General features: G+C 74.1%; 11 protein-coding genes. 4 read left to right on the top strand and 7 right to left on the bottom strand.

Annotation, left to right across the window (positions count from 1 at the left end; genetic code table 11):
- Positions 1-11 precede the first annotated feature (11 nt).
- A complete protein-coding gene (locus tag GKC29_RS07490; protein WP_155330132.1) occupies positions 12-512 on the bottom strand; it encodes a helix-turn-helix transcriptional regulator in 501 nt (166 codons plus the stop codon).
- Between the two features lie 260 nt (positions 513-772).
- Between GKC29_RS07490 and GKC29_RS07485 the strand changes: the two genes are divergently transcribed.
- On the top strand, positions 773-1,312 hold the full coding sequence (locus tag GKC29_RS07485) for an RNA polymerase sigma factor (RefSeq protein ID WP_155330131.1): 540 nt from the start codon (positions 773-775) through the stop codon (positions 1,310-1,312).
- A gap of 2 nt (positions 1,313-1,314) precedes the next feature.
- On the top strand, positions 1,315-2,436 hold the full coding sequence (locus GKC29_RS07480) for a hypothetical protein (RefSeq protein WP_155330130.1): 1,122 nt from the start codon (positions 1,315-1,317) through the stop codon (positions 2,434-2,436).
- On the opposite strand, the gene hemB is transcribed toward GKC29_RS07480, so the two are convergent.
- From hemB to GKC29_RS07455, 5 genes are read right to left on the bottom strand one after another with little or no spacing between them, the layout of a single operon-like run.
- The gene (gene hemB, locus GKC29_RS07475) at positions 2,430-3,413 is read right to left on the bottom strand and encodes a porphobilinogen synthase (protein ID WP_155330129.1); all 984 of its coding nucleotides are present in this window, start codon (positions 3,411-3,413) and stop codon (positions 2,430-2,432) included. The genes GKC29_RS07480 and hemB overlap by 7 nt on opposite strands.
- 14 nt (positions 3,414-3,427) lie before the next feature.
- Entirely contained in the window at positions 3,428-5,008 is a 1,581-nt protein-coding gene (locus GKC29_RS07470; RefSeq protein ID WP_155330128.1) for a uroporphyrinogen-III synthase, read from the bottom strand.
- On the bottom strand, positions 5,005-5,976 hold the full coding sequence (gene hemC, locus GKC29_RS07465; RefSeq protein ID WP_155330127.1) for a hydroxymethylbilane synthase: 972 nt from the start codon (positions 5,974-5,976) through the stop codon (positions 5,005-5,007). The genes GKC29_RS07470 and hemC overlap by 4 nt, the downstream gene beginning before the upstream one ends.
- The gene (locus tag GKC29_RS07460) at positions 5,973-7,397 is read right to left on the bottom strand and encodes a glutamyl-tRNA reductase (RefSeq protein WP_155330126.1); all 1,425 of its coding nucleotides are present in this window, start codon (positions 7,395-7,397) and stop codon (positions 5,973-5,975) included. The genes hemC and GKC29_RS07460 overlap by 4 nt, the downstream gene beginning before the upstream one ends.
- Complete coding sequence (locus GKC29_RS07455) at positions 7,394-8,164, bottom strand: redox-sensing transcriptional repressor Rex (RefSeq protein WP_155330125.1); 771 nt, start codon at positions 8,162-8,164, stop codon at positions 7,394-7,396. Before GKC29_RS07455 ends, GKC29_RS07460 begins: the two co-directional genes overlap by 4 nt.
- 368 nt (positions 8,165-8,532) lie before the next feature.
- On the opposite strand from GKC29_RS07455, the gene GKC29_RS07450 reads away from it, so the two are divergent.
- On the top strand, positions 8,533-9,837 hold the full coding sequence (locus tag GKC29_RS07450) for a sensor histidine kinase (RefSeq protein WP_155330124.1): 1,305 nt from the start codon (positions 8,533-8,535) through the stop codon (positions 9,835-9,837).
- A gap of 67 nt (positions 9,838-9,904) precedes the next feature.
- Positions 9,905-10,546 carry a response regulator transcription factor gene (locus tag GKC29_RS07445; RefSeq protein ID WP_155330123.1) on the top strand — a complete coding sequence of 214 codons (642 nt, stop codon included), beginning with the start codon at positions 9,905-9,907 and terminating at the stop codon, positions 10,544-10,546.
- A gap of 17 nt (positions 10,547-10,563) precedes the next feature.
- Here the strand turns inward: GKC29_RS07445 and GKC29_RS07440 are convergent, their stop codons facing one another.
- Positions 10,564-11,211, bottom strand: a complete 648-nt coding sequence (locus tag GKC29_RS07440; RefSeq protein WP_155330122.1) for an HAD family hydrolase — start codon at positions 11,209-11,211, stop codon at positions 10,564-10,566.
- Between the last annotated feature and the right edge of the window lie 8 nt (positions 11,212-11,219).

The raw sequence follows: 11,219 nt of genomic DNA, 5'->3' as shown, positions 1-11,219 counted from the left end.
CCGGCGGGCCGTCAGCCGTACCGGTCCGGATCAGGCGGTCGAGGGGCGGACCGGTTCTGGGCGACGCGTACCTCCCACACGCTGAGGCGGCGCCGCATCTCCCGCTCGACGGGGCAGCGGTGGAACGTCTCCGGCGGCCGCGCCAGCCCGTAGATGTCCGCCCACCACTCGCCCGGCTTCGGGTCGAGGATCGTGTCGAGGTGCGCCGGATAGCGACGGCCGGCGCCGTCGCGCGTGTCGTCCCACACTTCCATCGGACGGACGAGGCGGCCTTCCTGGTCGACCACGACGAGATAGAGCCCCGCCGCGCCGAGGAGCCGTTCCAGCACCGCCAGGCTCGGCGTCAGGGTGCCGGCCTCCACCCGGGCGACGGTCGACGGTGCCACCTTGGCGAACCGTGCCATGCGGATCTGGCTGAGGCCGACGATGCGGCGCGCCCGGCGGACGATTCCCTCGACGGGAAACGGTCCCAGGGTCGGCCCCGTGTCGGGCGGGTCGAAGGCGGAGGTCATGTCGAAACTGTCCTGGCTCGGCGGCCGGCGCGGCAACCCCTGTGGACAAGCCTGTGGACAACGGCTCGCCGGGGGTCACACCCTGCCCATTCGCCTCCTTTGCTCTGCTTCAACCCACGCATCAGAAATCAACGAGATCTGTTGCGTCCGTTGAAGCAGAGCAAAGGGGGCGGAACAGAGGTTCGTCCCACCCGCCGACTGTTCGCAGAGTCGGCGCGGACGGGTGGGAACCGATCCCGGGTGGGAAGCGTGTACCTGGCATGGGAAGCGACGTCGCCTCGCCGGTCCGGCCGTCCGACGAGCTCGGTCCGGGTGGGCCCGACGCCGACCCGGCCGTGCCGTTCGAGCGGTTCTACCGGGCGCACGTCGACCGGATCCACCGGGCACTGGCCCTCGCCACGGGGGACGTCGGACTGGCCCGCGAGGCCGCCGACGAGGCGATGGCAAGGGCGTACGCACGGTGGGACCGGGTCCGGCAGCTCGACAACCCCGCCGGATGGGTGTTCCGGGTCGGGCTGAACTGGGCGACCTCGTGGTGGCGGAAGGTCCGCCGGGAACGCCCACCCGCACCGGGCGACCGGGGTGCGGCCGTGTCCGGGCCGGACCCGGCCGGGATGGCCGCCCGGTCGGCGTTGGACCGGCTCCCCACCGCCCAGCGGGCGGTGATCGTCTGTCGTGTCCTGCTGGACCTGTCCACCGCCGAGACCGCAGCGGTGCTCGACCTGACCGAGGGCACGGTGAAGAGCCGGCTCTCCCGAGGTCTCGCCGGACTGCGAGCGGCGCTGGCCGAGAAGGAGTGACGATGGACGACGTACCCGAGGATCTGGCCAAGGCGGTGCACCGCGCCGCGCGGACGACCCCGTCGCACACCTCAGATCTGGCCGCCGTTCTCCGCCGGGCACGGGCTCGACGGCGTCGGCGGAGCGCAACGACGGCAGGTGGGCTGGCCCTGCTGGTGGCGCTCACCAGCGGGGCGGTACCGCTGCTGGCCCGGAGCCCGTCGGCCTCGACGAGCGGGCCAGCGGGGACGACGAGCCGGCCGACGATGACCGCCACCGCGTCACCGCCGGCGCGGTGGCCGGAACCAGCGCAGCGGTTGATGGTCACCGTGGACCGCGACAGCCCGCCCGGCGTCGTCGAGGAGGTGCTGCCGGGCGGGTCCATACGCCGGCACCGCGTACCGGAGGACTTCTCGCTGGGCGCGGCGCTGCCCGACGGGCGGCTGGTCGGACTCGTGTACACCGACCTGACGCCGGGTGTCGCGCGCACCGACGGCCCGGACGTCGAGGGGCTGTCGATCAGGCTGGTGGTGCTGCGTTCGGACGGTGCTGTGGAACGCAGCCGCGAGGTGCGGGTCAAGGGTCAGGGGATCGAACTGCTGGGCGCCGACACGACGGTCGCCTACCTCGCCCGGGACGCCGGAATCGTGACGCACGACCTCCTCACCGGTCGGGAGAAGTTGCTCCTCCGGTCGTCGACCGCCGGCGTCGACCTGCTCGCGGCGAGCCAGACCGACGTACGCCCGGACCGGCTCGTCGAGCAGCGGGACGACCACGGCTGCCACACCGACGTGCGGCGGACCACCGACGGGAAGCGGATCGCCCGGCTGACCGTCAGCGGCCTATGCGTGAACGGCCTGCGCCTCTCACCGGACGGCGCCCGGGTCGCGGTCCCCTACCGCCCCCTCGACACCTCAGGCGACCGACGGGAGCAACGGCTGGCCGTGTTCGACACCGCCACGGGAGCGCTACGGGCCGACCAGCTGATCGCCGATCCGGCCTTCGTGCTAGGCCCGATCACGGGCGTCGCCTGGGCCGACGACGCGACGGTCCGGGTCGCCTGGGCCGGGCTGCCGGTGCACCTGGGCCGGGACGCCTCCGTGGACGATCTGGCGCAGAACGTGACGACCGTCCGCGTTCAGTAGCGCTGGCGGAGCAGCCCGGCCGCCTCGACCGCCCAGTAGGTGAGGATGATCTGGGCGCCGGCCCGACGGATCGCGGTGAGCGACTCCAGCATCACCCGCTCACGGTCGATCCAGCCGTTCGCGGCGGCCGCCTCGACCATCGCGTACTCGCCGGAGACCTGGTAGGCGGCGACCGGGACGTCCACCGCCGCCCGGACCGCCGCGACCACGTCGAGGTACGGCAGCGCCGGCTTGACCATCACCATGTCGGCGCCCTCGGCGACGTCCAACTCGACCTCGCGCAGCGACTCGCGGAGGTTCGCCGGGTCCTGCTGGTAGCTGCGACGGTCGCCCTCCAGCGCCGACTCCACCGCGTCGCGGAAGGGGCCGTAGAACGCCGACGCGTACTTCACGGCGTACGCCAGGATGCTCACGTCCTGGTGCCCGGCGGCGTCCAGGGCCCGGCGGACCACGCCGACCTGGCCGTCCATCATGCCGGACGGCCCGACCACGTGGACCCCGGCGGCGGCCTGGGCCACCGCCATCTCGCCGTACGCGGCCAGGGTGGCGTCGTTGTCCACCCCGCCGTCGGGAGTGAGCAGGCCGCAGTGCCCGTGCGAGGTGAACTCGTCCAGGCACAGGTCGCTCATCACGACCGTGGCGTCGCCCACCTCGGAGATCACGTCCCGGATGGCGACGTTGAGGATGCCGTCCGGGTCGATCCCGCCCGAGCCGCGCTCGTCCCGCGACTCCGGTACCCCGAAGAGCATGATCCCGCCGACCCCGGCCTGGACCGCCTCGACGGCGGCCTTGCGCAGCGAGTCCCGGGAGTGCTGGAGCACGCCCGGGAGCGACGCGACGGCCCGCGGCTCGGTCAGCCCCTCCTTGACGAACATCGGTACGACCAGTTCGGCCGGGTCGACGCGGGTCTCGGAGACCAGCCGCCGCACGGCGGCGTTGCGGCGCAGCCGGCGGGGCCGGATCTCGGGGTACGGCACGGAACCCTCCAGGGTCAGCGGAACCTCAGGGCGGTCGGCCCCTGCACCTTCGAACCGCGCCGCTGCTTCGCCGGCATGGCGGCGAGCTTCTCACGCAGCTCGACGGCGTAGGCGGCCAGCGCCTCCACCAGGTCGGGCACCGAGGCGTGCTGAGGCTGCACGTCGACCCGCAGGCCGAACTCCGTGGCGGTCTCCGCCGTCTTGGGCCCGATGACAGCAACAACGGTACGCGCGTGCGGCTTCCCGGCGATGCCGACCAGGTTCCGGACCGTGGACGACGACGTGAAGAGCACGGCGTCGAACCCACCGGACTTGATGGCGTCGCGGATCTCGGCCGGCGGGGGCGCCGCCCGGACCGTCCGGTACGCGGTCACGTCGTCGACCTCCCAGCCGCGCTCGGTGAGCCCGGCGGCGAGCGTCTCGGTGGCGATGTCGGCGCGCGGCAGCAGCACCCGGCCGACCGGGTCGAGCACCTCGTCGTGCGGCGAGAACTCGGCCAGCAGGCCCTCCGAGGACTGCTCCCCGGACGGGATCAGCTCCGGCTGGATGCCGAACGCGCGGACGGCGTCGGCGGTCGCCTCACCGATGCAGGCGATCTTGACGCCACCGAAGTGCCGGGCGTCGAGACCGTGCTCGGCGAACTTCTCCCACACCGCGCGGACCGCGTTCACCGAGGTGAAGATCACCCAGGCGTACCGGCCGTCGACCAGGCCCTTGACCGCGCGCTCCATCTGGGCGGGGGTGCGCGGCGGCTCGACGGCGATGGTCGGCACCTCGCACGGGATGGCGCCGTACGCCCGCAGCCGCGCGCTCATCGCACCGGCCTGCTCCTTGGTCCGGGGGACGAGCACCTTCCAGCCGTACAGCGGGCGGTTCTCCCACCAGCTGAGCTTGTCCCGCTGGCCGACGCCGTCGCCGACGGTGAGCACCACCCGGCCGGTGAAGCCGAGCGCCGCCGCGACGAAGGAGTCCACGGTCGACGTGGTGGTGTACTGCGTCTCGCCGGTGCCGTCGCCGGTCACACCGACGGCCGTGGCCCCGTCGACACCGGCGGCGAGCAGCCCGTCCCGGACCGCGGCGAGGTCGCCCGCGTCCACCGCGAGCGCCAGCGAGCCGCGGGAGACGGCTGCGGCCAGCGCGTCGAAGTCCAGCAGGGTGACGTCTTCCGCGTCGGCCACCGTGCGGACGCCCGGCAGCGGCACGCCCGCGTAGGTGGCCACCCCCTCGGCCTGCCCGACACCCGGGACGACCTCGAAGTGCGCGGCGGTACGCGCGACCGCCTGCACCTCCTTGACCACCGACTCGTGGCCGAACGGGTCCCCGGCGACCAGGTGCACCGCGTTCAGCCCGGAACGGGCCGCCGAGATCAGCACCTTCGCCACGTCACCCGGCGCGCCCTCGGCCGGAGTGAACTGGGCGTCCTCCTTCGCCTCCGCGCGGACGACGTCGAGCAGCGACTCGGGGACTCCCCGGTCGTACACCACCTGGTCGGCGTCGACCAGGGCGTCGTGCGCCCGGCGGGTCAGCAGGCCCGGGTCGCCGGGACCGGCCCCGACGAACGCGATACGGCCTACGGGCTTACGGGTGCGGGTCATTCTGTGCTCCCAAATTGCTGGGTCCCCGGGCCGGTGTGTCCGTTCTGGCCGAGGATCGAGTCGGCGCCGAGGTCGAGGAGTTCGGCGGCGAGTGCCTTGCCGATCTCCGCCGCGTCGGCGGGCGTTCCGGTGCGGGACAGCCGGAGGTCACGGGTGCCGTCCGGGCTGATCACCGCCCCGCGCAGGTAGATCTCTTCACCGGCGTCGCCCTCGGCGAGCTCGGCGTAGGCGGCGACCGGTGCGCTGCACCCGGCCTCCAGGGTGGCGAGCAGCGCCCGCTCCGCGACGACGGCGGCGCGGGACGGTGCGTGGTCGAGCACGGCGAGCAGCTCCACCAGGTCCGGATCGTCGATCCGGCACTCCACGGCCAGCGCCCCCTGGGCGGGCGCGGGCAGCATCAGCATCGGGTCGAGCGTCTCGGTGATCACATCGGTGCGGCCGATCCGGGCCAGCCCCGCCCGGGCCAGGACGACGGCGTCCAGGTCGGCCTCGGGGCCGAGCACCCGCGCCACGCGGGTGTCGATGTTGCCCCGGATCGGCTGGACCTCCAGTTGCAGCCCGAGGGCGTGCAGCTGGGCGATCCGGCGCAGGGCGCCGGTGCCGATCCGCGCGCCGGGCGGCAGCTCGGCGAGCGTACGGCCGTCCCGGGCGACGAGCGCGTCACGCGGGTCCTGCCGGGGCGGGACGGCCGCGATGTGCAGGCCGGGCGCCGCCGCGGTGGGCAGGTCCTTGTACGAGTGGACCGCGAAGTCGATGGTGCGGGCAGCGAGGGCGTCACGCAGCGCCGACACGAACACCCCGACGCCGAGCCGGTGCACCGGGGCGTTGGACCGGTCGCCGGCGGTCACCACCTCGACCAGTTCCACCGGGCGGCCGGTGGCAGCGGTCAGTGCCTCGGCGACGTGCCCGGACTGGGCCATCGCCAGGGCGCTGCCGCGGGTGCCGAGGCGCAGGGGGGCGGTGCTCATCGCTCACCTCCGGTGGGTGGGACGTCGGCGACATGGCCGCGCGGCGTGAAGCCGGCGGCGCCGTCGAGCGGTGAAAGGCCGGCGGCGCCGTCGAGCGGTGGAACGGCCTCGGGCTCCACCACGTCGGGAACGGTGTCGACCGGTGAGGTCTGCGGCACCTGGAGGTCGAACAGCTCGCGCAGCAGGGCAGCGTACTGGTCGCCGCCGGGTTCGGCGGCGAGCTGGCGGACCCGCACGGTCGGCTGGTGCAGCAGGCGCTGGACGACGCGGTGCACCGTCCGGGCCACCTCGGCGCGCTGGTCGTCGGTGAGGTCGGGGCGGCGCTGGGCGAGCCGGCGCAGCTCGGCGCTGACCACGTCGTCGGCGCGGCCCCGCAGGGCGGCCACGGTCGGCGCGACGTCGGCGCCCCGCAGCCAGGTGAGGAAGGCGTCGACCTCGCCGCCGACGATCCGCTCGACGGCGGCGGCGTCGGCGGCGGCCGGCCCGTCGGCGATCACGGCGGCCATCCGGTCGATGTCGATCACCTCGACGCCGGGCAGGTCGGCGACGCCGACCTCGACGTCACGCGGGACGGCCAGGTCGAGCAGGACCAGCGGGCCGCGGGCCGGGTCCCGGTCGGCGAGCGCCCGGGTCACGACCTCGCGGGTGAGGACCGGCTCGGTGGCGGCGGTGGCGGCCACCACGATGTCCACCGTGGAGAGCGTCGCGGTCAGCTCGGCCAGCGGCGCGGCGGTGGCGCCGTACGACTCGGCCAGCCGGACCGCCCGGTCGGCGCCGCGGTTGGTCACGGTGATCGGCCCGGCACCCAGCCGGGAGAGGGTCGCCACGCCGAGTGACCCCATGGCCCCCGCCCCGACGACCAGCGCCGGACGGCCGGTCAGGTCGCCGTCGAGCAGTTCGGCGGCGAGGTCGAGCGCAGCGGTGACGACGCTCTGCCCGGCCCGGTCGATGCCGGTCTCGGAGTGGGCGCGCTTGCCCACCCGCAGCGCCTGCTGCATCAGCTCGTGCATCAGCCGGCCGGTCGTGTCGGCACCGGACGCCCAGTGGTACGCGTCACGGAGCTGGCCGAGGATCTGCGCCTCGCCCACCACCATCGAGTCGAGACCGGTGGCCACCCGGAAGGCATGGTCGACGGCGGCGGCGTCGAAGTGCACGTACAGGTGGTTGGCGAGCGCCGCCGGCTGGCAGCCGGCCTGCTCGGCCAGGACGGCGCAGATGTCGCCGAGGCCGCCGTGGAAGCCGGACACCGCGGCGTAGACCTCCACCCGGTTGCAGGTGGAGACGAGCACGGCCTCGCTCACGTACGGCTGGGCGACCAGCCGGTCCAGGGTGCGGGTGAGGTCGGCGGGGGCGACCGCGAGCTGCTCCAGCGTGGCGACCGGAGCGGTGCGGTAGGACGCGCCGACGACGAGCAGTTTCACGTGCCGATCGCCTCCTGGGAGTCGGTGACCGCGAGACCGCCGGCAAGGGCGGTGAGGGTGGACCCGCCGGTGGCGGGGAGCGCGGTCAGGGACGCCTTGCGGTGCTCGTGGAAGGACAGGATCTGCAGCTCGATGGCGAGGTCGACCTTGCGCACGTCGACGCCGTCGGGCACCGAGAGCACGCAGGGCGCGAAGTTCAGGATGCTGGTGACGCCGCCGGCGACGAGCTGGTCGGCGACGCGCTGCGCGGCGGCGGCGGGGGTGGCGATCACGCCGATCGCGATCGACTCCTCGGCGGCGATCCGGGGCAGCTCGTCGACGTGCTGGACGACCAGGCCGTTGATCTCCTCGCCGACGCGGGACGGGTCGGCGTCGAAGAGGGCAGCGATGCGGAAGCCACGGGTGGCGAAGCCGTCGTAACCGGCCAGGGCGTGACCGAGGTTACCCACCCCGACCAGGGCGACCGACCGCCGTTGGGTGAGCCCGAGCACGTACTCGATCTGGTCGATCAGCAGGGCCACGTCGTAGCCCACGCCCCGGGTGCCGTACGACCCCAGGTGCGACAGGTCCTTGCGGAGCTTGGCGGAGTTCACCCCGGCGGCGCTGGCGAGCCCCTCGCTGGACACCGTCTCGTGGCCGCTCTCGGCGAGGTTGTGCAGGGCACGGAGGTACTCGGGGAGCCGCGCGACGGTCGCCTCGGGCAGGTCCGGCAGCGCGGGGACGGCGCCGGGGCGGTCGGGCGCGCCCGGGTGGCGGTGCTGACTCATGAGACTCCGTGCGGTGCGATCCTGGGCCAACTCCGCCGGTCGGCCGCTTCGGGACTCCCGCTGGCGACCGAGGTTGCCGGCTGTGCTAGCAGGGCGCGTCGGAACTACAGGGTAGGCGCTTGTGAAGACACGCACAAATCGCGATCTTGATCGCGCCCGACGCGGCTCCACCAGGCCCTCCATTCCGCAAGATCGATCCGGCGGCCTCCGGCCGGCGCCGCCCGCCGATTATTGCTCAATTGCGACTTCTCTGACCAATCGCGCGCGGGCGCGTCACACCCGGGGTCGAACGTGGTAGGGCCAGCCCCACCACCCGGAGGGCGGTGTACGGGATGGGCCGGACGGCCACCGGCCCATAGCCTCGCTGCATGACCGCCGTACCAGTGGGCAGCGCGCCGGCCCCCGCCACGCCCGTCCACAGCCTCGCCCGCCAGGTCCTGCGCGACTCGGGCTACGTGCTGTTCGGCCTGCCGCTCGCGCTGGTCGGCTTCGTGCTGACCGTGGCCGGGATCTCACTCACCGCCGCCCTGCTGGTCACCACGCTCGGCCTGCCGGTCCTCGCCGGCACCCTGTACGCGGCCCGGGCCCTGGCCGACCTCGAACGGCTCCGGCTTCCCGCCGTGCTGCACCTTCCCCGCGTCCGCCCGGACTACCTGACGCCCACCCCGGACGCGCGGTTCTGGCGCCGCGTCGTGGTGCCGCTGCGTGATCTCCAGTCCTGGCTCGACCTGCTGCACGCCTTCGGCAAGCTGCTGGTGGCGCTGCCGACCGTGGTCGTGCTGATCGTCTGGTGGGCGGTCGGCGTCGCCGGCACGCTCTACGGGGCGTACGACTGGGCGATCCCGCGGGGCCCGGACGACCAGGACCTCAGCCAGCTCCTCGGGATGGGCGACGGCACCGCCGCACGGATCTTCCTGAACACCGCCATCGGCGTGTTCTTCCTGTTCACGTTGCCACTGGTCGCCCGCGCCTGCGCCCGGCTCCAGGCCGGCCTGGCCCGTTCCCTGCTGACCGGCGTCGCCGAGATGCGCAACCGGATCACCACGCTCGAGGAGCAGAAGCGCGCCGCGGTGTCCGCCGAGGCGAGCGCGCTGCGCCGGTTGGAACGCGACATCCACGACGGGCCGCAGCAGCGCCTGGTCCGCCTCGCCATGGACCTCAGCCGGGCCCGCGAGCAGCTCGCCTCCGATCCGGAGGCGGCCCGCCGGACGCTGGACGAGGCGGTCGGCCAGACCCGCGAGACCCTCGCCGAACTGCGCGCCCTGTCCCGGGGTATCGCGCCGCCCATCCTGGTCGACCGGGGCCTGCCCAGCGCCCTCGCCGCGCTCGCCGGGCGCGGGCTGATCCCGATCGAGCTGCGGGTCGACCCGGCGCTCGGCGCGTTCGGCGGTCGGCTCGACCCGGCGGTCGAGAGCACGGCGTACTTCGTCGTCGCGGAGGCCCTGACCAACGTGGCGAAGCACAGCCGGGCCACCGAGTGCCGCGTCACCGTGGAACGGGACGGCCCGCTGCTGCGGGTCGCGGTGGCGGACGACGGCGACGGCGGCGCGCACCTGGCCAAGGGCCACGGGCTGGCCGGGATCGCCGACCGCGTCCGGGCGGCCGGGGGCCGGTTCACCGTGACCAGCCCGCCCGGCGGCCCCACCGAGGTACGCGCGGACCTCCCGCGGTGAGCCGCGGTGTCGACCGGCGGACGACGAGCGGGCCGGGTCCGGCACCGACGTGGTAGACAACAGGTCCATGCGGATCGTGATCGCCGACGACGCCGTCCTGCTCCGGGAGGGGCTGGTCCGGCTGCTCACTGAGCGCGGGCACCAGGTGGTGTCCGCCGTCGGCGACGGTGACGCCCTGGTGGCGGCGGTGGTGGCGCACCGCCCGGACGTGTCGATCGTCGACGTCCGGATGCCCCCGTCGCACACCGACGAGGGGTTGCGGGCGGCGGTGGAGGCCCGCCGGCTGGTGCCCCGGACCCCGATCCTGGTGCTGTCCCAGTACGTCGAGGTGTCGTACGCCGACGACCTGCTCGCCACCGGGGCCGGGATCGGTTACCTGCTCAAGGACCGGGTGGCCGCGATCGGTGAGTTCCTCGACGCGCTGGAGCGGGTCTCCCGCGGCGGCACCGTGCTCGACCCCGAGGTGATCGGCCAGCTCTTCGCCCGGCGCCGCCGCGACGACCCGCTGCGCGGCCTGACGCCGCGGGAGCGGGAGGTGCTCGCCCTGATGGCCGAGGGCCACTCCAACACCGCCATCGCCCGCGCCCTGGTGGTGACGGACGGTGCGGTGGAGAAGCACGTCCGCAACATCTTCACCAAGCTCGACCTGCCGCCCGACACGGAACAGCACCGCCGGGTCCGGGCCGTCCTGACCTACCTCCGGACCTGACGCCCCCCGCGGGCGGGTTACAGGGTGCGGGCCAGGGTCACCGCTTCGGTGAGGGTGTCGGCCACCGGGTGGCCGGAGGACCTCAGCCGGGCCGGATCGGTGAAGCCGCCGGTGTAGAGGACCGCGCGGCCACCCACGGACAAGGCGGCGTCGGCGTCGTCCAGGGAGTCGCCGACCAGCACCACGTCCCGGCCGTCGATTCCCAGCTCGGCAAGGTGCCGGCCCAGCGACTCGGCCTTGCGGTCACCGCCGACCGTCGCCCGCAGCCCGTCGACCCGCAGGAAGCGGCCGGTCAACCCGTACGTGTGGACGGCCGGCACCAGCTCGTCGTGGAACCACATGGACAGCAGCGACTGCCCGCCCGGCCAGGACGACATCGCCTCGACCGCGTCGTGGGCCAGCGCGCAGGTAATCAGCCCGTCCCGGTACGCGTCGTGGAAGATCCTGTCGAGCCGGCCGAACGCGTCCTCGTCGACCGCCTGCCCGAGCACCTCCGCGTAGTAGTCCGCGATCGGCCGGCGGAACCGGACCCGGTGCTCGTCGGCGGTGACCGCCGGCCCGCCGACGCTGGCGAACGCCGCGTTGGTGGACGCCACGACCAGGTCCAGGTCGTTGAGCAGGGTGCCGTTCCAGTCCCATACCAGGTGGGGGTGCGCAGGGGTCATGAACCGAA

Origin of the sequence: Micromonospora sp. WMMC415 (genome assembly GCF_009707425.1) — a bacterium.
Taxonomy (GTDB): Bacteria; Actinomycetota; Actinomycetes; order Mycobacteriales; family Micromonosporaceae; genus Micromonospora.
The sequence above is the reverse complement of the archived record's forward strand: the minus strand, read 5'-3'. Positions and strand labels throughout refer to the sequence as shown.

Bases quoted from the DNA above. Each gene is read 5' to 3' on its own strand.
- GKC29_RS07490 (WP_155330132.1), bottom strand. From the start codon at position 512: ATGACCTCCGCCTTCGACCCGCCCGACACGGGGCCGACCCTGGGACCG.
- GKC29_RS07485 (WP_155330131.1), top strand. From the start codon at position 773: ATGGGAAGCGACGTCGCCTCGCCGGTCCGGCCGTCCGACGAGCTCGGT.
- GKC29_RS07480 (WP_155330130.1), top strand. From the start codon at position 1,315: ATGGACGACGTACCCGAGGATCTGGCCAAGGCGGTGCACCGCGCCGCG.
- GKC29_RS07470 (WP_155330128.1), bottom strand. From the start codon at position 5,008: ATGACCCGCACCCGTAAGCCCGTAGGCCGTATCGCGTTCGTCGGGGCC.
- hemC (WP_155330127.1), bottom strand. From the start codon at position 5,976: ATGAGCACCGCCCCCCTGCGCCTCGGCACCCGCGGCAGCGCCCTGGCG.
- GKC29_RS07455 (WP_155330125.1), bottom strand. From the start codon at position 8,164: ATGAGTCAGCACCGCCACCCGGGCGCGCCCGACCGCCCCGGCGCCGTC.
- GKC29_RS07450 (WP_155330124.1), top strand. From the start codon at position 8,533: ATGACCGCCGTACCAGTGGGCAGCGCGCCGGCCCCCGCCACGCCCGTC.
- GKC29_RS07445 (WP_155330123.1), top strand. From the start codon at position 9,905: ATGCGGATCGTGATCGCCGACGACGCCGTCCTGCTCCGGGAGGGGCTG.
- GKC29_RS07440 (WP_155330122.1), bottom strand. From the start codon at position 11,211: ATGACCCCTGCGCACCCCCACCTGGTATGGGACTGGAACGGCACCCTG.